21 protein-coding genes are annotated in these 23553 nt (G+C 52.9%); 8 read left to right on the plus strand and 13 right to left on the minus strand.

Annotated features, from left to right (window positions below):
* Window positions 1–78 precede the first annotated feature (78 nt).
* Both QUD59_RS17900 and QUD59_RS17905 read left to right on the plus strand, forming a co-directional pair.
* Entirely contained in the window at window positions 79–774 is a 696-nt protein-coding gene (locus tag QUD59_RS17900; RefSeq protein WP_286238636.1) for an AzlC family ABC transporter permease, read from the plus strand.
* Window positions 774–1079 carry an AzlD domain-containing protein gene (locus tag QUD59_RS17905; protein WP_286238637.1) on the plus strand — a complete coding sequence of 102 codons (306 nt, stop codon included), beginning with the start codon at window positions 774–776 and terminating at the stop codon, window positions 1077–1079. Before QUD59_RS17900 ends, QUD59_RS17905 begins: the two co-directional genes overlap by 1 nt.
* On the opposite strand, the gene QUD59_RS17910 is transcribed toward QUD59_RS17905, so the two are convergent.
* Entirely contained in the window at window positions 1076–2014 is a 939-nt protein-coding gene (locus tag QUD59_RS17910; protein ID WP_286238638.1) for a D-hexose-6-phosphate mutarotase, read from the minus strand. The genes QUD59_RS17905 and QUD59_RS17910 overlap by 4 nt on opposite strands.
* Window positions 2015–2140: 126 nt before the next feature.
* On the opposite strand from QUD59_RS17910, the gene QUD59_RS17915 reads away from it, so the two are divergent.
* The gene (locus QUD59_RS17915) at window positions 2141–3148 is read left to right on the plus strand and encodes an MsnO8 family LLM class oxidoreductase (RefSeq protein ID WP_286238639.1); all 1008 of its coding nucleotides are present in this window, start codon (window positions 2141–2143) and stop codon (window positions 3146–3148) included.
* 66 nt (window positions 3149–3214) lie between these two features.
* A complete protein-coding gene (locus QUD59_RS17920) occupies window positions 3215–3790 on the plus strand; it encodes a DNA-J related domain-containing protein (RefSeq protein WP_286238640.1) in 576 nt (191 codons plus the stop codon).
* Between the two features lie 146 nt (window positions 3791–3936).
* Here the strand turns inward: QUD59_RS17920 and QUD59_RS17925 are convergent, their stop codons facing one another.
* The 3 genes from QUD59_RS17925 to QUD59_RS17935 all read right to left on the minus strand — a co-directional run bounded on the left by QUD59_RS17925 (window position 3937) and on the right by QUD59_RS17935 (window position 9609).
* Window positions 3937–7644, minus strand: coding sequence for an AAA family ATPase (locus tag QUD59_RS17925; protein ID WP_286238641.1), 3708 nt, complete (start codon window positions 7642–7644; stop codon window positions 3937–3939).
* A complete protein-coding gene (gene sbcD, locus QUD59_RS17930) occupies window positions 7641–9095 on the minus strand; it encodes an exonuclease subunit SbcD (RefSeq protein WP_286238642.1) in 1455 nt (484 codons plus the stop codon). The genes QUD59_RS17925 and sbcD overlap by 4 nt, the downstream gene beginning before the upstream one ends.
* A gap of 97 nt (window positions 9096–9192) precedes the next feature.
* Window positions 9193–9609, minus strand: a complete 417-nt coding sequence (locus tag QUD59_RS17935) for an acyl-CoA thioesterase (RefSeq protein WP_286238643.1) — start codon at window positions 9607–9609, stop codon at window positions 9193–9195.
* A gap of 190 nt (window positions 9610–9799) precedes the next feature.
* On the opposite strand from QUD59_RS17935, the gene trxC reads away from it, so the two are divergent.
* Genes trxC through hmuQ form a run of 3 tightly spaced genes read left to right on the plus strand, consistent with a single transcriptional unit; the run spans window position 9800 to window position 12874 of the window.
* The gene (trxC, locus tag QUD59_RS17940) at window positions 9800–10228 is read left to right on the plus strand and encodes a thioredoxin TrxC (RefSeq protein ID WP_286238644.1); all 429 of its coding nucleotides are present in this window, start codon (window positions 9800–9802) and stop codon (window positions 10226–10228) included.
* Between the two features lie 8 nt (window positions 10229–10236).
* The gene (locus QUD59_RS17945; RefSeq protein WP_286238645.1) at window positions 10237–12534 is read left to right on the plus strand and encodes a Tex family protein; all 2298 of its coding nucleotides are present in this window, start codon (window positions 10237–10239) and stop codon (window positions 12532–12534) included.
* 37 nt (window positions 12535–12571) lie between these two features.
* Window positions 12572–12874 carry a heme-degrading protein HmuQ gene (gene hmuQ, locus QUD59_RS17950; protein WP_286238646.1) on the plus strand — a complete coding sequence of 101 codons (303 nt, stop codon included), beginning with the start codon at window positions 12572–12574 and terminating at the stop codon, window positions 12872–12874.
* Between the two features lie 56 nt (window positions 12875–12930).
* On the opposite strand, the gene QUD59_RS17955 is transcribed toward hmuQ, so the two are convergent.
* The 6 genes from QUD59_RS17955 to QUD59_RS17980 all read right to left on the minus strand — a co-directional run bounded on the left by QUD59_RS17955 (window position 12931) and on the right by QUD59_RS17980 (window position 17107).
* Complete coding sequence (locus tag QUD59_RS17955; protein ID WP_286238647.1) at window positions 12931–13677, minus strand: phosphate/phosphite/phosphonate ABC transporter substrate-binding protein; 747 nt, start codon at window positions 13675–13677, stop codon at window positions 12931–12933.
* A 5-nt stretch (window positions 13678–13682) separates the two neighbouring features.
* On the minus strand, window positions 13683–14150 hold the full coding sequence (locus QUD59_RS17960; protein WP_286238648.1) for a PAS domain-containing protein: 468 nt from the start codon (window positions 14148–14150) through the stop codon (window positions 13683–13685).
* Window positions 14151–14185: 35 nt separating this feature from the next.
* Complete coding sequence (locus tag QUD59_RS17965; protein ID WP_286238649.1) at window positions 14186–14548, minus strand: roadblock/LC7 domain-containing protein; 363 nt, start codon at window positions 14546–14548, stop codon at window positions 14186–14188.
* A gap of 65 nt (window positions 14549–14613) precedes the next feature.
* On the minus strand, window positions 14614–15246 hold the full coding sequence (locus tag QUD59_RS17970) for a hypothetical protein (protein WP_286238650.1): 633 nt from the start codon (window positions 15244–15246) through the stop codon (window positions 14614–14616).
* Window positions 15247–15269: 23 nt separating this feature from the next.
* The gene (locus QUD59_RS17975; protein WP_286238651.1) at window positions 15270–16622 is read right to left on the minus strand and encodes a hypothetical protein; all 1353 of its coding nucleotides are present in this window, start codon (window positions 16620–16622) and stop codon (window positions 15270–15272) included.
* Window positions 16623–16642: 20 nt separating this feature from the next.
* Window positions 16643–17107: a hypothetical protein gene (locus QUD59_RS17980; RefSeq protein WP_286238652.1), complete on the minus strand. Its 465-nt coding sequence runs from the start codon at window positions 17105–17107 to the stop codon at window positions 16643–16645.
* Window positions 17108–17491: 384 nt separating this feature from the next.
* On the opposite strand from QUD59_RS17980, the gene acnB reads away from it, so the two are divergent.
* Window positions 17492–20092, plus strand: a complete 2601-nt coding sequence (acnB, locus tag QUD59_RS17985; RefSeq protein ID WP_286238653.1) for a bifunctional aconitate hydratase 2/2-methylisocitrate dehydratase — start codon at window positions 17492–17494, stop codon at window positions 20090–20092.
* 108 nt (window positions 20093–20200) lie between these two features.
* On the opposite strand, the gene cysB is transcribed toward acnB, so the two are convergent.
* From cysB to rluC, 3 genes are all read right to left on the minus strand, one after another.
* The gene (gene cysB / locus QUD59_RS17990) at window positions 20201–21175 is read right to left on the minus strand and encodes an HTH-type transcriptional regulator CysB (RefSeq protein ID WP_286238654.1); all 975 of its coding nucleotides are present in this window, start codon (window positions 21173–21175) and stop codon (window positions 20201–20203) included.
* A gap of 110 nt (window positions 21176–21285) precedes the next feature.
* A complete protein-coding gene (locus tag QUD59_RS17995; protein WP_286238655.1) occupies window positions 21286–22377 on the minus strand; it encodes a DNA-binding protein in 1092 nt (363 codons plus the stop codon).
* A 23-nt stretch (window positions 22378–22400) separates the two neighbouring features.
* The gene (rluC, locus tag QUD59_RS18000; RefSeq protein WP_286238656.1) at window positions 22401–23366 is read right to left on the minus strand and encodes a 23S rRNA pseudouridine(955/2504/2580) synthase RluC; all 966 of its coding nucleotides are present in this window, start codon (window positions 23364–23366) and stop codon (window positions 22401–22403) included.
* Between the last annotated feature and the right edge of the window lie 187 nt (window positions 23367–23553).

The following is a 23553-nucleotide window of genomic DNA, read 5'->3' on the forward strand; positions in this document are numbered from 1 at the left end:
CTGAGCTCAATTTTGTCCAAGACGGGTGTCCATGGCTGCACTATGCTGAGCGCCATGTTTTTCTTTAAAGGCAGTCCCATGGAACAGCAACCGACCGTCTCAGCCCGTAGCTCATTTTTACGCGGCACCCTCGCGATGATCCCCCTGATTGTTGCCGTCACCCCCTGGGGTATTCTGGTGGGCGCATACGGTATTGAATCCGGTCTCAGCGCCCTGCAAACACAGTCACTTTCATTGCTGGTGTTTGCCGGAACCTCACAACTGGTCGCCATCGGCATGCTGCAGGCCGGTCTCGGAATAGTCAGCATACTGGTCACCACATTGCTGATCACCTCGCGGCATCTGCTTTACAGCATGGCAATGCGTGATCGAATCAGCCCGCTGCCACTGCGCTGGCGTCTTACCATGGGTTTCCTCCTCACCGATGAACTGTTCGTTAATTCAGCAGAAGATTCCCGGCGCTTTAATCGCTGGTATGCCCTGGGAGGCGGTCTCAGTTTCTATATCGCATGGAATCTCGCAACACTGGCCGGAATACTCGCCGGCGCTGTGATTCCGGATCTGACGCAGATCGGTCTGGATTTTGCGGTGGTCGCAACCTTTATTGCGATTGTCGTGCCGATGGTCAAAAGCCGCTCGGTGTTCGCCTGCGTAGTGGTATCTGCCATTGTCTCGGTGTACTGCACGCTGCAGCAATATCAGGCAGGCCTGTTACTGGCCATTATCAGCGGCATGATCATTGGCTACCTGAGTTATAAAGGAGGGAAACGCTGATGCTGTTCTGGTTACTCATGCTCGGGATGGCCGCACTGGTATTCGCCAGCCGCTACCTGTTTCTGGAGCCCCGACTGCCACTGAAACTCAACGAGGAGGTGTTACGCCTGCTGAGTTATTCAGCCCCCGCGGTACTCGCGGCCGTGATTGCGCCGCTGGTATTTGTGCATCAGGAGCAGGTTGATATTTCGACAGACAACCCTTACCTGCTGGGGGCAGTAGCCGCGATTGGTCTGATGCTGATCACGCGGAATACACTGCTGACCGCGACCCTGAGCATGGGCCTGTTTTTATGGATCAGCTAATCCTGTGGCAACGAATCAATCTGTAACCGCAGGCAGTGAGATTGCTCCGGCTCAAGGCAGATCATATTGTCCAGCAAGCACGCCGTTTCCAGACAGAGCATGCGTTGGTAATCCTGTTCGCCGAAATGGCTCAGGCGACGTGATTTATCGATCCAGGGATTCCAGACCACCATGTCCGGAGCCCCTTCGGCCTGCAGGCCTATCCGTCGATTGTAACCCTGATCGCAGATCTCGACCCTGCCGGGCAGACTGGTGTATACCCGATCCACCTCTGCGTTGATCCGCAGGGGGGTCACACTGCAATGCTGTTGCCAGTCATCCAGTGTATCCAGGTAAGGCTGTCCCTCAAGGCCCCTGACCTCAACGGACTCAAGACGACTGAGGTTAAAGTAGGTATGCAGTGCGGTGGTGTAGCAGAATGCCTGCTTACCGGTATTAGTGACACTGAACCGGTACTCAAGCCGGGGACCGATGCACACCTCCAACTGCAACCGCGCCGGATAAGGCCAGGCGGGTTCAGCCGCGAAATCCAGCTCCAGCGTCAACCAGGTTGTTTCGCTGTCGGGCTGACTGATGGCCACCAGTTGCCATTCCCGCTCACGAACCAGACCATGCATAGGCAAGTCGCTTTCCCCCAACTGCTGCTGCAGACGCAGGGGGTTGCGTAGCGGATCACCGAACCAGGGCCAGCACACAGGAACACCGCCACGTAGTGCTGTAGCGGCCTGATAATCACAATGATCACTCAACCAGAGCAGCGGTTTCTCTCCCAGCCGGCAGTATTCGGCCAACTGTGCGCCCTGCAAAAACAGGGTGGCAGCCGCAGCTTCATTCCGTACCGATACGGCAATCAACTGTTTATGCAGTTCTATGGTGATGCCTTTTTCAGCGCCAAATCTGGCATACAGCGCCTGAATCTTTTCGGCCAATGGCATGGCTCTTTTCCAACTTCCGGGAACGAAGCTACATTTTACCTTTTTATAACAACCTGCATAGCACCGGATTGAATCGTGACGCATAACTATTTAACATATTAATCATTACAGAGGAGCATTCGCTTTATGTCCATTAAACTCTCCGTCGTGGATCAGTCACCGGTACACGGTTGCCATGAACCTTCAGAAGCCCCCGCTCTGAGCCTTGAACTGGCGAGAGCCTGTGATCAGTTGGGTTATCATCGTTACTGGGTTGCTGAACACCATGACAGCATCCATTTTGCCAATCCATGCCCGGAGGTCCTGATTGCTTCCATCGCTGCGGTCACCCGCCAGATCCGGGTCGGCAGCGGCGGCGTTATGCTCAGCCACTACAGCCCACTGAAGGTGGCCGAATGCTTCAAGATGCTCAGCACCCTCTATCCGCAACGGATCGATCTCGGCATCGGGCGGGCCCCGGGCGGTACCGGGCTGACCTCCCATGCCCTAGCCTATCCAAACTCACCCGGTCATGGCGATCTCTATGCGGAACAGGCCCAGTTACTGAAAGGGTTTATTCAGCAGAATCTCGAGTCAGATCATCCCTATGCCGGTATCAGCCCCCTGCCCGACAATAACCACCAGCCCGGGCTGTGGATGCTTGGCTCCAGCGGTGGCAGTGCAGAGCTGGCTGGTGCACTTGGCTACAACATCGCACTGGCGCGGTTTATCGACCCGGATAATTGCCGTCCGACCATTTTTCGCGCTTATGATGCAGCCTGGCAGCAAGCCGGCCATGAGGGTAAGGCTAATAAAATGCTGGCTATTGCCTGTATTTGCGCAGAAACCGATGAGGAAGCGCGTATCAGAGCAGGCACCGCAGTTTATCGCAAACTGGCTGCACAGATGGGCCAGCGCGAACCCTTACTGTCGCCTGAAGAGGTGCAGGACCGTTATCGCAAACTCCCGCTCTCCTATCAGAACGAGTACGACCATATCCTCAGTGGCTACACGGTAGGCAGCCCCGACAGTTGCTGGCAGGAGATTGAGAAGCTCAGTGCGGCCTATGGATGTGATGAAATCGGTACTGTCAGCGTGACTCACAGCTTTGCAGATCGCCTTGACAGCTATCAGCTACTGGCCCGCCAGCGCTGAGTGAGGCTGGCTTTGTCGGTTCTATCGGGATAGGCTTACGCCATCGTCAGCCAGTAAGCCATCCCGATGACACAGAACCCGCTCACCCTGCCGGTTGCCGCCATCTTGCGGCAGCAAACCGCAGCGCTCAGTGAATATGAATTACTCCAAGCACTGCAACTGAGCAGTGAAGCGTTTCTGGACGCTGCTGAGGGTGACTCTGACCTTGCGCTTTTCCGGCAGCACTTCCTGATCATGAATGCGCTCTACAGTCTGCAACCACTGTTCCTTGAAGAGGGTTGGTTACTGGAGATTTCAGCATTAAAAATCGAATTGCTACCCGCTAAGGCAAGTGACGGTTTGCCCGCCATGCCCGGTGAGGACGCCATCCGGGCGTACTATCTGGACTGGTCTGAATTTGAGAACAGCAGCAGCCAGTCGGTGCAGGCGCTGCTGGACAGCTTCTGGCAGCGTTACCATGCAGAAGATGAAACGGCACAGGCATTAAGCGATCTGGGGCTTGAGAATGGCGCAGACTGGCAAAGCATTAAGCAGGCATACCGAAGACTGGCCGCGCTGCACCACCCCGACCGGGGCGGAGACGAAAAACACTTTATCCGGATACGCGAGGCTTATGAGACTCTGGCGTGCCTGAACACGTAAACAGAAAAATAATCGCCGCTGAACAGGCAAAGTCAGCCATGCTGAACTACACTCCAGTCTCCAGCGAAAAACCTTAACATCTTATCAGCCGGCAGTGCAGAATCGATTAGCAGTCGATTCTGCCTCCGGCATTTTTTTCTGATGGCTTATGCGCTGACCATCCGGTACTGATCGTCAAGACGGCTTAAACCCAGGCCACTCATTTTACGCACTTTTATCTGTAGCGGTATCCGCTCTTTCATCGCTTCGATATGACTGATCACCCCGATCATTTTGCCAGTGGCATTCAGACTATCGAGCGCATCCAGCGCGGTATCCAGCGTTTCACCATCAAGGGTGCCAAAGCCTTCATCAAGGAAAAGCGAATCGATACTGGTTTTCTGACTCACCAGATCCGACAAGGCTAACGCCAGTGCAAGACTGACCAGAAAACTCTCGCCCCCTGACAGGGTCCGAATATCCCGCAGTGTATCCGCCTGCCAGGTATCCACCACCTGTAACTCCAGCGCCTCACTCTGCTTACGCTGCAACTGGTAGCGCCCATGCAGCCGGTCAAGCTGCTGATTGGCCAGGTGAACCAGATGATCCAGCGTTAACCCCTGCGCGAAACGGCGGAATTTATCGCCTTTCTGCGAACCAATCAGAGCGTTGAGATAAGCCATCTCATCATACGCCTGACGACAGCGCTCAATCTCCTGCATCAGCTCGGACTGATCCTTACGCCGCTGCTGATCCTCTGCCAACCGGGAACTGATCTCCCCCTGACGCAGCGTGATCTCTTTCAGTTCAGCCTGCAATGTCCGGATCTGTGTATCGCATTCATCCGCGTCCCCGCTGCTGATACCCAGCGCCAGCCGACTTTCCTCCAGTGTTGCCAGCATCTGGGTCGCCTGACTTTGTAACAATTCCGCCTGCTGCTGTTGCCGCTGTAACTGTTCAGAGAGTTGTTGCAGTTGCTCTCGCTCCTTAACACTGAGCAGTGCCGACTGAAAGGCGTCCTCATCAGCAAATGGGCTGGCCTGTAACGCCTCATGCCACTGTTGCTGTAAATGGGCGGTTTCTTCACTCTGCAGCTTCAGAATCTGCTTAACTTTGTCTGTTTCGGCCGATTTACCGCCCAGCTTCTGCTCGGCTGCCTGCAGGTTTCGGTTTAATTCGGCTACATGCTGCTCCGCCTGAGTTTTCGCACTGCTGGCTTTTTGCCGCTCTTCGGCAGCATTGCGTTCGCCAAACAAAGCCTGACGCTCTTTCTTACGCTCAGCGAATGTCTCACTCATATCACGCAACATTTGCTGGCGCTGCTGCAACTGATTCTGCAACTGTTGAAGCTGCTCGCTGCGCTGCTGCAGTGATTGTTCAGTACGCTGCCGGGCCTGATGAATCTCTGTCTGCTTCTGCACCTCAGCCTGAAACGCTTTCACCTCCCCCTGAATCTGATCAAGCCATGCAGGGATTTCGACCCAGTCAGGCAACGTCCTGTCAGCCTGCCCGACTCGCCCGGTAAGCGCTTCGAGCCCACGCTGCTGCTCATCGCCAAGGTTATCGAGGCGGGATTGTTGCTCCTTGATTAACAGTACGCTGTGCTCACAGGCCTGCTCATTCAGCCGTACCTGAGTCTCTGCCTGTTGTAACTTCTGCCGGAACTCACTTAACTCATTGACGATCTGTTGCTCTGCTACACCCAGTTGGCGCAGCTCCGTGAGTTGATGCTGCAAATGATTCAATTCGGCTTCTGTCGCCGTCATAGCCGCACGAATCTCATCGGGCCCGGTCAGTTGCAGACCCTCGCCCAGCGCGGTAATCATCTGGTTGCTGGTAGTATTTAACTGTTCCAGCTCTTCTTTGAGTCTGGTTTCACGTAAGCTGAGCTCCGGGAGCAGTCGTTCCCGGATAGCCTCCAGTTTCGCGGCAACCCCTTTACCATCTGACTCCAGAGCGTCCAGTTCCTGCTGCAATGCTTCCAGCCGGGATTCAGTGCTGTCAGGGTCCTCCACACCGGGAGTATCCACGTAGGGATGTTCCAGCGAGCCGCACAGCGGACATGGCTGATCCGGCTGAAGCCGTTGTCGTTCCGCCTCCAGACTGGCGACTTTGCGCTCCTGCTCAAGCAGACGTCTCAGATCCTGACGGTGCTGATGCCTGGCCTGATAGCTCTCACGCAACTGCTGTCGACGACCCTCCAGTGACACCGCCTCCTGATTCAGTTCAGCGTAACGCCGGCTCAGCTCATCCTGCTCAGCCAGCAGGCGTTGTTGCTCCCGGGCAATACCTTCCAACTGCTGCAACTGTGACTGTTGTCGCTGTTTCTGTTGCCACTGCTGCTCAAGCGTGCTCAGTTCAGCCCCTGCCAGCAGGGTGCTTTTCTCTTCCTGCAAACGGGCATAACGCTCAGCCTGATGTGCTTCACTGTGCTTTAAACGCTTGATCTCTTCACTCAGCGCCGACTGCCGTGCCCGTTGCTCTTCAAGTGTTGATGTTAACTGCACCCGCTTTGCCTGAGCATTCGAAAGATCTGCTTTGAGCTGCGCAAGGCGATCATATTCAGCATGCCAGAGGGGCAGATCACTGATCAGTTTTTCAGTGACATTCAGCGCCTGCAAATGCTGCTCACAGATAGCTAATGTATCTGCCAGTTGCTGCAGTGAGTCCTGATCGCTTTGTTGCTGCTGCTCAAGCCGGGCCTGTTCCTGCCGGGTGTTGTTAACTTCCTGTTCTGCATCCTGACAACGCTGAGCCAGTGCATCGCACTCGGCATCCAGCGGGATCACTTTATGATTAAGCAGCTCCAGCAACTGTTGCTCAGCGGTTAAGACTTCCTGAAACCGCTGCTGACTTTGCTCCTGTTCAGTTTTCAGCCCAGCCACAGCGGTGTTGAGCGCTTCCAGTACCGCCTGAAGCTGTTCCAGTTCGTGCTCAGCGGAGCTCTGACGTTGTTGCGCTGCCGTATAGAGCGAATAGGGCCCGCGTAGCTGTTCAGCGGGCAAACTTTGCTGCAGGCGTTCAAAATCCTGTTGATGCAGCACTCTCTGTTCATTGCAGGTCTGCTGCAACTCAGCCGCTTCCTGTTGCCTTGCCTCTGCTCTGGATTTTTCCTGCCACCATTGCTGCTGTTTCTGGCTGCGCTGTAACGAGGCTTCACGGACCTCAGCCTGTTGCTGCAGTTGTTCCAGTTCGCTGTTCAGCGCCGTTCGTTCATCATCATTGAGCAACGCGATCCCTTTCAGCCGCTCCTCTCGCTGCTTCAGCGTGCCTTCGGTATCCCGGAACAGGGCATAAACACGTTCTGAGATCAGGCCGTAGATCTCCGTGCCGGTCAGCTCTTCGAGCAGCTCAGCCCGGTCATTGGCATCCGCGTTGAGGAATGCGGCAAACTGGCCCTGAGACAGCATCATCGATTTGGTGAAACGCTCGAAATCTAATCCACTGATCGATTCGATCAACTGATTCTTGCGCTTCACCTGCGAGGCCAGTATTTCGCCACTGTCGCTGTCTGCAGCTAATTTTGCCAGCTCAACCCGGGCCTCCTGCAGATTGCCATCAGCCTGATCACGAGATCGACGCTGACTCCAGAACGCCCGATAACAGACACCCTTAACTTCGAACTCAACCTCAGTCAGTGCATCTGCGGTGCCGCGGGTCATCAACTCATTGCTGCTCTGAGATATGATTTTCAGCCGCGGTGTGCGGTGGTAAAGCGCCAGACAGATGGCATCAAGAATGGTCGTTTTGCCCGCCCCTGTTGGCCCGGTGATGGCGAACAACCCGTTGTCCTTAAACTGGTCAGCGCGGAAATCGATCTTCCACTCACCTTTAAGCGAATTAATATTCTTAAAACGGAGGCTGAGTATTTTCATGCGCCCTCCTCCGGTCCGGCAAACAGATCAACCTGTTCTGTTTTTTCGGCTGATTCTGACGGAGCCCTGCGTACCGGCAATTTTTCCAGTTTTTTTCGCTCAGGCTCAGCAGGCACTGGCTCCTCAATGGGCAGCGTATCAAACATCACCGCCTGCTCACCGCCCGATTGTGTTACTTCAGCAGCACGGGCCTCTTTATCTTGCGGCGGCTGAAAATGTAAGCCTCGCTCGGTCTGTATCGTTTCCAGTACCCAGGTAAAATGCTGCTGTACCTTCTGTTTCAGATGCTGCTGATCAGCACCGGAAAAATCCTCCAGTTCCAGACGCCGAGCAAACACCTCATAGGGATTCAGCTCTTCCAGCGTTTCTTTGCGCTGGCGACTAATCTGCTGCTGGCGCTTACCCCGCGCCCGGCGTAACAGCAGTACTTCTACATGGCGTCCCTGACACAGGGCGGCCACCCGGTTTTGCAGATCACTCAGATAATCCTGCGTTTCCACCTCGATCGATAACCAGGTGGGCAGCTCCCCTTCTACAGGCTCCGCATACGCCTCCAGCGCGGCTTCGATCTGTTTAAGGTTGCCGCGTATAACCGCCATAGGCTGAAACACCGGCACCATTAACGGTGTAATCACCGGAGGCTGCTCCGGGCTGAACTCCACCAGCAATACCTGCTTTTCATTATTCAGCTCATCAAAGCTAAGCGGGATGGGTGAGCCGCTGTAGCGAATATGTTCGCAACCCGCGACCTTCTGCGGCCGGTGAATATGCCCCAGCGCGATATAGTCAGCCTTGGGCAGACTACTGACAGGGAACGCCTCAAGTGTACCTATATAGATCTCACGCACTGAATCGCTGCTGCTGGCCCCTACCGTTGTCAGGTGACCTGTTGCCATAATCGGCAGATCAACGCCCAACGTCTGACGCTTTTTCTGAGCAAGTTCAAATAAGCGCTGATAGTGCTCAGCAATCGCTTCAGCCAGCGCCCTCGCCTTAGCTTCGCCTGATTGATCAGCCTGGCTCTGCAACAGATCGCGGGGACGAATAAATGGGACAGCACAAACCAGCAACCCCGGTTCACCCTGCCGGTCAGGCAGGTGCAGTACCTGTGAATCCAGCTCAGCTGACGCAGCAGTCACCAGATCCGTATCGAGACAGGAAAGCAACGATCGGGACTCATTCAGCATCGCCACCGAATCGTGGTTGCCGGCCAGAATCAACAAACGACAATTGCGTTTATTAAGACTGGCGACAAACCGGTTATACAGCTCACGGGCATAACTCGGTGGTGTTCCGGTATCAAACACATCACCGGCAATAACTACTGCATCTACCTGAAATTCATCTACTTCTTCCAGAAGCCATTGAATGAACTTCTGGTGTTCGGCGAGCCGGCTTTTACCAATAAAGTGCTGTCCTAAGTGCCAGTCTGAGGTGTGCAGAATGCGCATAGATATGACTCAGTTTTCCCTGTAATGACCAATCGTTATTGCGAAGATAAGTGAAATGAACCGGCTCACAGAATCCCCCTGTCAGCCGGTTGTACGGCTACACTACGTAATCCGGCAGATCCTCAACCGCAGGTACCGGTGTCGGATTGCCCGCATCATCGATAGCCACAAATTTGAACGTGGCCTCGGTTACTTTTTCCCGCTGCCCAATCCGGCCACGACGAACCCAGCACTCGACATGAATATCCATTGAGGTGCGTCCGACTCTGACAATATCGGTATAAACGCCGAGAATATCCCCCACCTTAACCGGGCGAATAAAGCTCATACTGTCGAGGGAGACCGTCACCACACGACACTGGGCACGTTGCCCGGCGCAGATTCCCGCCGCAATATCCATCTGGGAAAGCACCCAGCCTCCAAAAATATCACCTGCCGGGTTGGTATCGGCCGGCATCGCCATAGTACGGGTGGTCAGACGGCCACGTGCTTGATTCTCATTTGATTCAGACATGATTGTTAGCTACCTACTTACATGAAGCCGCCACTGTATCATTTAAGCCTGCAGCGAATAAGACCCTGATCACGCTGGCCGCAGCAGATACCCTTCCCTGTGCCGGTAAAACAGAGTAAGTTTAGCCTTGGTTAACCGGCTGAATGCCGGCTGTAGTGCTTTTCCTGTCTGAATTATCTGTGTCCACGTCATGATTATTATCTGCCCTCACTGTTTTACCCCGAATAAAATTCCCGCTGAGCGTTCCCATACCGAAGGCAAATGCGGCAAGTGCAAACAGGGGCTTCATAGCTTCAGCCCTGTGGAACTGAACGATCAGAACTTTCAGCGCTATATCGAAGGCAATGAGCTGCCGGTCATCGTAGATTTCTGGGCAAGCTGGTGTGGCCCCTGTCAGATGATGAAACCGATCTTTGAAAAAACCGCAGCCCAGTCCGAAATGCTGTTGTTTGCCAAGGTCGATACTGAAGCCGCTCCGGTCAGTGCCGGCAATGCGGGTATTCGCAGCATTCCTACCCTGATCATCTACCAGCAGGGCAAAGAGATCGACCGTATTTCCGGCGCCCTGCAGGAGCCGCAGCTCAAACAGTGGATTCTGCAGACACTGCAATCAGCCTGAGTACAGCGATGTCTATTCAACACACAATTGCCCATGAACTGGGCGTCAATATTCGTCAGGTAGAAGCCGCACAACGGCTCCTTGATGAAGGCGCAACCGTACCGTTTATCGCCCGTTACCGTAAAGAAGCCACCGGCGCGCTGGATGATCAGCAATTACGCCAGTTACAATCACGCCTCACCTATCTTCGCGATCTGGAGAGCCGCCGCGCTACGATTATCGAGCAGCTGGGGAAACAGGCGAAGCTCACCCCTGACCTGCGCCAACTGATCTCTCAGGCTACCGGCAAAACTGAACTCGAAGCGATCTATGCGCCCTTCAGGAGCAAACGCCAGACCAAAGCACATAAGGCACGGGAAGCAGGACTGGAAGCGTTGCTGGAAGCGATTATCAATCAACCTTCAGCTTCACCACGGCAACTGGCCTGTGCCTTCTTACGCCCGGATCAGGGCTATCCTGATCCTGAATCGGCACTCGAAGGGGCCGCTTCAATTCTTGGCGAACACATCAATCTGCGACCCGACCTGATTCAGCAACTGCAACAGCAGATCTGGAACAGCGGCAAACTCCTGGTTAAAGTCATCACCGGCCAGGAAAATCAGGCCAGCAAATTTCGTGACTACTTCGATCATACCGAGGCGCTGCGCAGTGTCCCCTCCCATCGCATGCTGGCCATTGAGCGCGGCATCGCCGAAGGGGTGCTGAAAGTCAGCCTGCAACTCGACATCGAGCAACAGTTGCCATCCGGCCTTATCCAGCCACTTAAACTTCCGACCTCAGGGCCGGCAGGCCACTGGATCCGTGAAGCGGTAGAGCAACACTGGAAAAGCAGTCTGCGGCCCAAGCTGTTCAAAGCCCTGCTGAATCAGCAGCGCGAAGCTGCAGAAACAGAAGCGATTCAGGTATTCAGCCGTAACCTGAAAGCACTGTTACTGGCCTCTCCCGCCGGTGCCCGCACGACGCTGGGTCTGGACCCGGGACTGCGCACCGGGGTTAAAGCCGCCATAGTAGACCCGACCGGGAAACTGCTGGAATACGCCACCATTTACCCTCACGCACCGAAGAACCAGTGGCAGGAATCCCTGCATCGTCTGCATCAGCTCTGTGAACGCCATAAGGTTGAACTCATCAGTATCGGCAATGGAACGGCTTCCCGGGAAACCGATAGTCTGGTCAGCGAACTGCTAAGTCAGTATCCGCACATCAAAGCGCAGAAGATTATCGTCAGTGAAGCAGGTGCTTCGGTGTACTCGGCTTCAGAATTAGCCAGCCGTGAATTTCCCGACCTGGATGTAACAATCCGGGGGGCAGTATCGATTGCCCGTCGCCTGCAGGATCCACTCGCGGAACTGGTAAAAATCGAACCGAAAGCGATCGGCGTCGGCCAGTACCAGCATGATGTGGATCAGGGCCACCTGTCAGCCGGTCTTGAAGCGGTTGTGGAAGATTGTGTCAATGCCGTAGGCGTCGACCTTAACCAGGCATCTGAAGCGATTCTGGCGCGTATCTCCGGGCTTAATAACAGTCTGGCGGCGAACATTGTCAGCTACCGCGACGAACACGGTCGTTTTAACAGCCGCAGCGAGCTGAAAAAGGTAAAACGCCTTGGCCCTAAAGCCTTTGAACAGGCCGCAGCATTTCTGCGTATCCGGGAAGGTAAGGAAATTCTCGACAGCTCCAGTGTCCACCCGGAAGCCTATCCGCTGGTCAGGCGCATCGCTCAACACAATAGCCGCTCCGTTGAGAGCCTGATCGGTGACAGCAGCGCATTGCAGAAACTGGATCCGGGCTGCTATACCGATGAGCAGTTTGGTCTGTATACGGTTCGTGATGTAATCAGCGAGCTGGATAAACCCGGCCGGGACCCACGACCGGAGTTCCGCGCCGCACGGCTTAAAGAAGGAGTCAACGCGATTACCGACCTGACGGAAGGCATGCGCCTTGAAGGCACAGTGACCAATGTCACCAATTTTGGGGCGTTTGTTGATATTGGTGTCCATCAGGACGGGCTGGTTCATATATCTCAGTTGGCGGATCGTTTTATTAAAGATCCTCACACGGTGGTTCAAACCTGCGATATCGTCAATGTGCGGGTAACGGAAGTAGACGTTCAGCGAAAACGTATCGCACTGAGTATGCGCAGCGATGAAGCGCCTGTGTCAGACAGGTCAAAACCGGACACCCGAACGTCTCAGCGACCGGCGCCAAAACCAAATCCAAAACCAAAGCCCCGCTCAAAACAACCATCGACAGATCAGAACAGCCCGATGGCAGCCGCGTTTGCCCGGGCCAGAAAGCGCAGCTGATGCTGCCTCACCTATGAAAAGCAGATCAGAGGAAAGTATGTATATTGCAATGAACCGATTCAGGGTAGCCCCCGGCAAGGAAGCCGAGTTTATCGAGATCTGGCGCAATCGTGAGACCTTTTTAGACGAGGTGCCGGGATTCAAGCGCTTCAACCTCCTTCAGGGCCCAACCGATGAAGAGTGCACCCTGTTTGCCTCCCACAGTATCTGGGAATCTGAAGACGCTTTTCAGGCGTGGACCCGCTCAGAGGCGTTTCGTAAAGCCCATGCTAATGCGCGCCCGGCCAAAGATATCTATTTAGGCCCGCCTAAATTTGAAGGCTTTGCGGAAGTGCTTTAAGCAAACGCGCACAAAAAAAAAAGCGGCACCTGCCGCTTTTTTTTTGTGCATGAGAATCAGTCAATCAGGGTATCAATCAGATCGATCATAAATTCCGTTTCTTCCTCAGTCATCACTTCCCAACCGAGCAGATTCATACTTTCAAGCACGCCGCGGCCTTTCTCATCCTGAGACATCGCCACTAAACGCTGCTGCAACTGAGGAATGACTTTTTGCAGTCGCGGCCCCACCAGCAAAGCATGATGTACTACGCTGATTTCGCTGCTGACCAGCACTTTCATCTGCTTGCGGATCAGTTCAGATAACTCGTCATAGGCATCTTTGAGAAAGAACCCGGCCTCGGCCTGACGATTCAGCAGGTGGCGGGCAACAATCACATAACTGTCCACGGTATTTAACCGGGTGTTATCCTGATCAAGGTCCGCAGGTTCCAGCATAATCATGCCAATGCGGTTAACGTCCGGATCATCGGTCGCTACCAACTGAGCACCCGGCTTCAGGTCCTCAACACAATTGATTTCCGATTCTGCATGAGCCGCAATAATGGTTTCATCGGATTTTTGCAGCGGCCTGACCACCGCCCTGAAACCAAGCTCACGTACCAGCATCGATGCATCAAACGGGTTCGCATACACCAGATCATACTGCCCGGCTTTAATCGCCTCGCGCTGCTCTTCAAAACTGTCATAGAGCTCTAAATGCACCTGATGATTCAACTGCCGCTGCAACCAAGTGTTAAAGATAAACCAACCGGAGATGTGGTCAGGCGCAAAGTCAGGGCTGACCGTCAGATTAAACGTCACGTTATTTACCCCTGCATCAAGGTTTTGTAGAGAGCCTCGCTTTCAGCAATCTTGCTGCGCGATGGTTTTCGCCTGACAGAGGTATAGCCGACAACTTCACCGTTACGGATATTCGGAATCACGGTGGCTTTGACCCAGTAATAGGCCCCGTCTTTACGCAGGTTTTTTACGTAACCGTGCCATTTATTACCTGATTCGATGGTTTCCCATAATCCGGCAAATGCCACCGCCGGCATATCCGGATGACGAAGAATATAGTGGTTCTGACCGATCAGTTCCTCATGCTCGTAACCAGACATATCAATAAACGCCTGATTCGCGTGAGTGATAATTCCTTTAGTATCGGTACGGGATACGATCAGTTTACCTTCGGGATAAGGCACTTCCCGATCGCAAATGGTGGCTGTTCGTGAGGTGCCATCAAAATAATCGATCACCACTTCACGAACATCAGTACTCCCCTGTCCTGACATCCAATCACCTGAAAAGTGTATAAAACAATCTTTATTTAAAGGATCTTGCCGATCGCTTCTGCGGCACGCTTCACATCAAGGAAAATCAATCCAAGACGGGCGTTAGGTTTGGCAACAACCGTCAGCACTGATTCGTCATTCGCATGCGTCATCAGGATATAGCCGTTATCACCTTTCACCAGCACCTGCTCCAGCTCACCCCGGGCGAGCTCCTGAGAGGTACGATCACCCAACGAAAGCATAGCTGCACTCATTGCACCAACACGATCCTCATCCATGCCTGCCGGAAGAAGTGCCGCGATCATCAGACCATCGGTTGAGATGACTGCGGACGCTTCAATTTCGGCTGAAGTCCCATTCAAGTCACTCAGGATAGAGGTCAACATTTCTGAGCGCATATACTTACTCCTTTAACGTAAGTCGATAAACATACCAATATCTGGAAGGTCCATATTGACCGATATCAATAGTCCAGATAACGACGTGCTAATACACTTAATAAATCTACAAAATTATTTTGATTCAGACGCGGCATCTGATCAATGATCAGAACAAAGCGCTGATGCCCAAGGTGAATCACCCAGAAACCGATCTGGCTCAAGCCGACCGGATCAAGCATTCCCCAGGACTCCCCCATCACCTGCATATCACGGTTTAACAACAAGCTGTGCCGTTCATGCAATGAGCTTAAATCTGCCGCTAAAGCGCAGAGAGCTTCAGCCTGCTCTTCTTCAAAACCGGTTGAGCCCAGACAAAACCCGTGGTCATCCGCTAACGCGACTTTGCCGCTGTCAGACAAACCCACCAGCAGTTCTGGCAAAATCTTTTCGACCGACTCGGTAATGACTCTGGCCGGCGTTTTACTTAACTGAATAAAGTTTCTGTCGATCAGCTTATCAAATAATGCTTTGGCTTCTGCCTCATCGAGGTCGGTCAGCTCCATGATCAGCTCATGGCTGAACGGCAACGACGCATCAGAGCTTAACAACTGAAGCAGTAACGCCCTTGCGTCATCAGGCTCTGAACCTACGGTCGCATAGAATGCCCCGGAAGGGCAGATCTGGATAAACTGATTCTGGATAGTCGCACTTGTCACAAATTCACTCCGAAACCTTTTCCTTATCCTGTTTTTTTATCCTGAAACCATCCCAGAGAATATGCCCCGGCCATAAACGAGAAAACAACACGTTGGGGCAGATCCAGTATTCTGGCAACATCCAGTGCAGATAGACGGTGCCCGGCCCAGACATCAGAGATCTCTTCGCAGCGCGGTAGCGGCTGGAAATGATCGAACTCAGGCCGGTTGGTCAGCTGTACTGGTTTTTCAGGGTCCATTCCGTTAAACAAACGTCCTCTTGCTGTCCAGAGCGCCACCTTCCAGATCAGCGAATCAGCATCTGCAGCCAGATGCTTACCTTTCTCCTCCAGTTCAAAATCACCCTTGGCTTCGAGGTCGAGTTCACCGTATCCGAAACGGGTCAGTGCAATCTGATTGAGAAAATCGTCACTAAAGGTGGAATAGAACTGGCGCTGCTCAGGGAACAGAAACATCTGCCCGGGCAAGCCGGTTATCTCCACCGGCTGTTCAAGCTTATGCGCCAGCTCCACCGCCTCAGTCATTTTGACCAGCAATGAACCTTCCGGATTCAGAAAAATACTGCGGCGCTCCTCAATCCGGTTCATGTCCACATCCGAAGCGTTACCACAGCATTGTCTGATCTCTTCTGCAGAGAGCGGCCACTCTTTATAAACCACGGGTGCTTCACTGCCCTCCATTTCGAGGACAGAAGGCTGATTTTTCTTGTGCTGGGCAGCCAGTTTTTTCTTCAGCAGCTTAACTTTTTCGGCGGCCTGTCGTTTTTTCTCGGCTTTAAGCTTTTCATCAGCAGCGCTGGCTGCTTTGGCCTGTTCGGCCTGTTCGGCCGCTTCCTGCTCGATTTTTGCCTGAGCCTGCTTCTGCTTAAGCTCATCCTCGATCTGTTTAACCAGACGATCAGCTGCATTAACAATCAACTTGCCACGCATCAGCTTCTGCTTCAGCGCTTCTCCTTTGCGCCTGCGAGCGTAATTCGCGCCGCGATAAAGCGCGGGATCTTCGTCTGCTACGGTTTTGCCTGAATCCTGCGGTTGTTGATTGCCTTCAGGTATCTCAAAGCTATTAACCAGATCCAGCAGGGCTTGAGCGGTATGCGGTTTTTTCAGGCAGGCGCACTCTGACCAAGCAAGATCACGAACACTGATCACAACATAGTGTGCATTGGGAGCGATTTGCTTGATATGCCACTGCACATCTTCATCACTCTTTGCCTGATCACCGTTAACGATAAGCACATGTGCCTGTGCCGGGTCAGAAAGCTCACAACTATCGGCCGAAGCAAAACAGTACTCCAGCATCGCTTCATTGGGGCCACTGAAGCCATCTAAAGCCACCCGGCGAATTTTATCCGGCTGATTACGCTTTTTATTAACCATGCAGAACTAACACCTGTGACTCATCCGTCTAAACGGGCTGGCTGAAAACGACCATTAATCAGCACGGAATGCTCTGCAGAAAGCACCGAAAGTGCACCCAGATCATCCTCTTCGATCGCTTTTTGAATGACATCGCGGGCTTCGGGTTTGAGTACAGGTTTAGCCTGCTCAAACAACCGCTGCCTTAATTTAGGTCCTTTATTGCCAAGCACCATCAGAAAATCAGCAAAGGCCCCTTCCAGTGCATCACTGTCGTAGCAGGCAATGGAGAGGTAGATTCGTTTTGTGTGAAGACGCAGTTCATCAGGTTCCGCCGCGACCATACGGGTGAAATGATAGAGAATGCGGCGCCCCTGATGCCCTCTGTAGATAAGATAACGCGGGTGCTGAGCGTCGAAAGCGGCCTGAATACGCCGTGTATTGGGGCTGTCAAAGTCCGCGTTCAGCTCCCAGTCCGCTAAGGCATCCCATATTGGAGAACTCACAGCAAGCTCCTGCTCTATCCAGTAGTTACAAAACCAAACACTTGTTCGCTTTTATATCCCGCCAGCCTTGATAATACAAACTTATTGCCCCAAAAAAATATTTTTACTGATTTAACTCAAACGCTTAGCTACGGATGCCCGCTTTTATCTGAAGCACCGTATTCCGGGCCATTATCGGAATAAGCATAGTCCAATTTTACTCATTCGGATGGGTTTATCAGAAAGTATAAGCCCAGAAATTGTCGACAAACTTAACTTTGTAACGCGAATTCGATAGAATTCTGGCCGCCAATCAACAATCGATTCCTAGGTTTCCTAGACGATAAGCCACCGGCATACCTATTACGATTACGACCGGTGGTATCAAAAGATGAGGGCTCTATCGTGCTTGAAGCTTATCGTAAACATGTAGAAGAACGCGCCGCAGAAGGCGTGCCACCTAAGCCACTGGATGCTGACCAGACTGCTGCTCTGGTTGAGCTGGTTAAAAATCCTCCTGCTGGCGAAGAAGAATTCCTGCTGGACCTGCTGACCAATCGTGTACCTGCAGGTGTTGACCAGGCTGCTTATGTAAAAGCAGGTTTCCTGGCAGCAGTGACTAAAGGCGAAGCCGAGTCCCCACTGCTGGACAAAGTAAAGGCAACTGAACTGCTGGGCACTATGCTGGGTGGTTACAATATCCAGCCTCTGATCGACTGCCTGGACAATGACGAACTGGCAGCAACTGCCGCTAAAGCACTGTCCTACACTCTGCTGATGTTTGACGCGTTCTACGACGTTAAAGAGAAAGCAGATGCTGGCAATGAATACGCCAAGCAGATCATGCAGTCCTGGGCTGACGCTGAATGGTTCACTTCTAAGCCGGAAGTGGCTGAGAAAATCACCGTTACTGTATTTAAGGTACCGGGTGAGACCAACACCGACGACCTGTCCCCTGCTCCTGATGCATTCACTCGCCCTGACATCCCACTGCACGCAAATGCGATGCTGAAGATGGCTCGCGAAGGCATCGAGCCTGAAGTACAGGGCGTTAAAGGCCCGATCTCACAGATCGAAGCCGTTAAAGCAAAAGGCCACCCGGTTGCCTATGTAGGCGATGTGGTAGGTACAGGTTCTTCCCGTAAGTCCGCAACCAACTCTGTGCTGTGGTTCTTCGGCGATGATATCCCGGCGGTTCCTAACAAGCGCGCTGGCGGTTACTGCTTCGGCGGCAAGATCGCACCAATCTTCTTCAACACCATGGAAGATGCAGGCGCTCTGCCAATCGAAATGGACGTTACCAACATGAACATGGGTGACGTTATCGATGTATACCCATATGAAGGTAAAGCCGTTAACGCTGAAACCGGCGAAACCCTGTGCGAGTTCTCTCTGAAAACGCCTGTTCTGCTGGATGAAGTACGTGCCGGCGGCCGTATCCCTCTGATTATCGGCCGTGGTCTGACCACTAAAGCCCGTGAAGCACTGGGCCTGCCTGTTTCTGACCTGTTCCGTACACCAGAACAGCCTGCTGATACTGGCAAAGGCTACTCTCTGGCACAGAAAATGGTTGGTAAAGCGTGTGGCGTAGACGGTATCCGCCCGGGTACTTACTGTGAACCAAAAATGACCACAGTAGGTTCTCAGGACACCACCGGCCCAATGACCCGTGACGAACTGAAAGACCTGGCATGCCTGGGCTTCTCTGCGGATCTGACCATGCAGTCTTTCTGTCACACTGCCGCTTACCCTAAGCCAGTTGACGTTCAGACTCACCACACTCTGCCGGACTTCATCATGAACCGCGGCGGTGTTTCTCTGCGCCCGGGTGATGGTGTAATCCACTCCTGGCTGAACCGCATGCTGCTGCCTGATACCGTGGGTACCGGTGGTGACTCTCACACCCGTTTCCCAATCGGCATCTCCTTCCCGGCAGGCTCCGGTCTGGTAGCGTTTGCTGCGGCAACTGGCGTAATGCCACTGGATATGCCTGAGTCTGTTCTGGTTCGCTTCAAAGGCGACAAACTGCAGCCAGGCGTTACACTGCGTGATCTGGTAAACGCAATTCCATACTACGCGATCAAGCAGGGTCTGCTGACCGTTGCTAAAGCGGGTAAGAAGAACATCTTCTCCGGCCGTATTCTGGAGATTGAAGGTCTGCCAGATCTGAAGGTAGAACAGGCATTCGAACTGTCTGACTCTGCTGCCGAGCGTTCCGCAGCGGCCTGCTCCATCAAACTGAATGAAGCGCCGATCCGTGAATACCTGAACTCCAACATCACCATGCTGAAATGGATGATTGCGGAAGGTTACGGCGACCCACGTACTATCGAGCGCCGCATCAAGGGCATGGAAGAGTGGCTGGCTAAGCCAGAACTGCTGGAAGCTGACGCAGACGCTGAATACGCAGCCGTGATCGAAATCGATCTGGCTGACGTTAAAGAGCCGATCGTTGCCTGCCCGAACGACCCGGATGACGTTAAGCTGCTGTCTGAAGTTGCTGGCGACAAGATCGACGAAGTATTCATCGGTTCTTGTATGACTAACATCGGTCACTTCCGTGCTGCCGGTAAACTGCTGGATGCCGCTGGCTCTGCTGTACCGACCCGCATGTGGATTGCTCCACCAACCAAGATGGACGCAGCCCAGCTGACTGAAGAAGGTTATTACAACATCTTCGGTAAAGCCGGTGCCCGCATGGAGATGCCAGGTTGTTCCCTGTGTATGGGTAACCAGGCACGTGTAGCTGACAACTCTACCGTTGTTTCTACTTCTACACGTAACTTCCCTAACCGTCTGGGTACAGGCGCTAACGTATACCTGGCTTCTGCTGAGCTGGCATCCGTTGCTGCACTGATCGGCAAGCTGCCAACGCCTGCGGAATACCTGGAATACGCAAACAAACTGGATACGATGGCAGACGACGTTTACCGTTACCTGAACTTCGACCAGATCCAGAGCTACCAGGACGTAGCCGCAACGGTTATCCCAACCGTTGAAGCTTAAGCCTGCCGCCTGATAAAAAGCCCCGCTGATGCGGGGCTTTTTTTTGCGCAGAGCAAACGCAAGACAGAAAAAAACCGGCCCAACGGCCGGTTTTCTTTGCGTATCTGCTTACAAATCCGGAAGCTTCACATGCGCAAACAGCTCATCCACCTCATTGCGGTTAGAACACTCCTGAACCTGACGTACCACATCCGGCGTCAGATGCGGCGCAAAGCGCTGAATAAAATCATACATATAACCCCGCAGAAAGGTTCCTTTACGAAAACCAATTTTGGTAGTGCTCGGCTCAAACAGATGACTGGCATCCAGCGCCACCAGATCACTGTCCTGTTGCGGATCAAAAGCCATGGTCGCAATAATCCCAACCCCTAGCCCCAAACGAACATAGGTTTTGATGACGTCGGAATCCACCGCCGTAAACACCACCTTGGGTTCGAGCCCTTCATTGAGGAAAGCATCATCAAGCTTAGACCGCCCGGTGAAACCGAAGACGTAAGTCACTATGGGCTGAGCCGCAAGGTCAGCCAGCGTCAACCGGGAAACCTGAGTCAGCGGATGATCTTTAGGTACCACGACTGAGCGGTTCCAGCGGTAACAGGGCATCATGATCAGATCAGAAAAATGCGCCATCGCTTCCGTTGCAATCGCAAAATCGACTGAACCGTCCGCCGCCATCTCGGAGATCTGCATCGGTGTGCCCTGATGCATATGCAAAGAGACATCCGGATACTCTTTCATAAAGCCGGTGATGGTATGGGGCAACGCATAGCGAGCCTGGGTATGTGTAGTGGCAACATCCAGACTACCCTTACGTTCATCACTGAACTCCTGAGCAACCTGCTTGATACTCTCCACTTTCTGCAGAATCTCGCCCGCGACGGTCAGTATGGCCTGCCCGGCCGGGGTTACCCGTGTCAGGTGCTTACCACTTCGGGCAAAAACCTCAACGCCCAGCTCATCTTCCAACAGGCGAATCTGCTTACTAATCCCCGGTTGCGAGGTGTACAGGCTCTGGGCTGTAGCCGACACATTAAGATCATGACGCGCGACTTCCCAGATATAACGCAATTGCTGCAGTTTCATCAGATTCTCCTGAGTCCTTCGAGAATATTTAGATCGTTTTTATAGCAAATGTAGCAGTCATTATAACAGGCCAGAATAAATTGAATAACTTTCCGCCTGCGCTGATCCGACTACAGATGGCTATTCAGACGCCTGACCTCTTCATCCTGAGTAATCACTTTTTTCTCCAGCGCAGCAATTCGCGCCATCGCCCGAACCAGTTCCTCATCTTTGCCTTTATACTGATTCCGGATTGAAGCTTCGCGACGGGCATGCTCGCTGGCCAGCGTGACCTGCTTCTGCCGGGCCTTTTTAAGCTCTTCCTCAAGCTCTTTAAGTTTATCTTCTAAGCGCTTGTTTTTATTGGTTTCCGAAAGCAAGGAAGTATTCAGCTTTGACAGATCCCGACTACGGGTACTGCTGTCGAGCTTAATTTTTTTCAACTCTTCTTCAAGGCTTTTAATCTGGGTTTTCTGAGTGTCACTCTTAACATCTTTACGCGCCAGCTCAGCCTGAAGGTCATGAATCGACTTCGTCAGGGCGGACTCTTTCTTACCCACTTCATCACGCAACTTTTCCAGTGCATTACGGTAATAACGCACATCCGCTTCCGCTTTGCTGACCGCATCGAGACTATGCCGCTGCTCATCTTTGATCCGCTGATCGAAGGTACGCTTGGTATCGTCATGGGTTTTACGCAGGTGATTCAGCTCCTGCTCAAGATTCAAACGCGCCTGCTCTTCCTGCTTTCGCAAGGTTGTTTCGGTCATCAGGCTTTGCTTAAGGACACCGATCTCAGCCTCGTACCCTTTTACCTGAGATTGAATCTCTTCGGTTTTGCCGGTCTGTTCGCGCAATTTACCTTCAAGGTCGAGCAACTTCCCTTTGGATTGCTGAAGGCTCTCATCGGCCTCCCGGCGCACCTCATCCAAACCGATATTCTGGCTATGCTTCTCCACCACATACTGGCTACCCGCCTCCTGCAGCGCCTGTTGCCAGATGCGGGCAAAGGCCTGACCGAGCACTTCCGGCACATCCGGCAGAATTACCGGCGCAGCGGGTTTAATCAGACGCGTAGGAACCTGTTCCCACCAATCAGCCAGAACCGTTTCAACCTCTTCGACAGTAAGCTGTAACTGTTCTGCAATCAGCGCCGCAGCCGGTTGTTTACCGGCAGCCAGCAGGTTATCCGCCTTATCAAAAATCTTTTCTTGCAAATCCATACGATCCATTGAGCATAAATCCGTTAATTGTTTCTGCTTTTTAACCCGTTAAGTGCGCGCTGTAGCGGTATTTCCAACGGTGCCTTAATCACTTTTCGGCCACCTGATGGCAGTGGAAAACGTAGCTCCGCGGCATGCAGAAACAGCCTGTTCACACCCCGCTCCCGCATCAACGCATTATCCTGATCACTGGTGTATTTATCATCACCGGCAATCGGATGCCCGGCAAACTGGCAATGCACTCTGATCTGGTGTGTACGTCCGGTAATCGGCCTTGCCTCCACCAGCGTTGCTTCGCGCCCATAACGTTCCAGCACTTTATATTCGGTCAGGGAAGCCTTGCCGTCTGCGGCCACCTTAACGACCCTTTCGCCAGACTTGAGTTCATTTTTTCTTAACGGCGCATCGATGCGCTGCTTACGCTCCGGCCAGCTACCGATAACCAGCGCATGATAGATTTTGGTGATACGGCTTTTCTGCAGCGATTCATGCATAAGCCTTAGCGCGCTGCGCTTTTTAGCCAGAAGAATACAGCCGGAAGTGTCCCGGTCGAGCCGGTGCACCAGCTCCATAAACTTACACTGGGGGCGAATCTGGCGAAAACTTTCAATCAGCCCGAGACTGATGCCGCTGCCACCATGTACCGCGAGCCCTGAGGGCTTATTTACGACAATCAGATCATCGTCTTCATAAAGAATCGCTGCTTCGAGTTGCTCAACCAGTTGTCCACTGGCTTTGGCCGGCGCCGGTTTATCGGCCAGACGTACAGGAGGGACACGCACCAGATCACCGATCTGGAGGCGATATTCAGGCTTGATCCGCTTTTTATTAACCCTGACTTCACCTTTTCGCAGGATACGATACACCAGACTTTTGGGTGCGCCTTTCAGAGCGGTGATCAAGAAATTATCGATGCGCTGCCCCAGATTATCTTCGGTAATTTCTATAAAACTGACTTTTGAGCCGGTAGAGCTGTTTTCTTGCGACATATTGACGAGTTAAACCACTTAGCGAATTGATGCCCTATTTGAATGCTGCTATATTCTAGCGCTGCTGCTGGCTGTTGGCTTTATCTTTTTTCCAGGTGCCGTAATACAGCCTCCTATCGAAGCGCTGAGAAAGCTCAGCTAAACCGGGCAGCAAATAACAGATTAAATTACTGCTTTTCACCCAGCT

The sequence above is a fragment of the Neptuniibacter halophilus genome (genome assembly GCF_030295765.1).
GTDB classification, from domain to species: Bacteria; Pseudomonadota; Gammaproteobacteria; order Pseudomonadales; family Balneatricaceae; genus Neptuniibacter; species Neptuniibacter halophilus.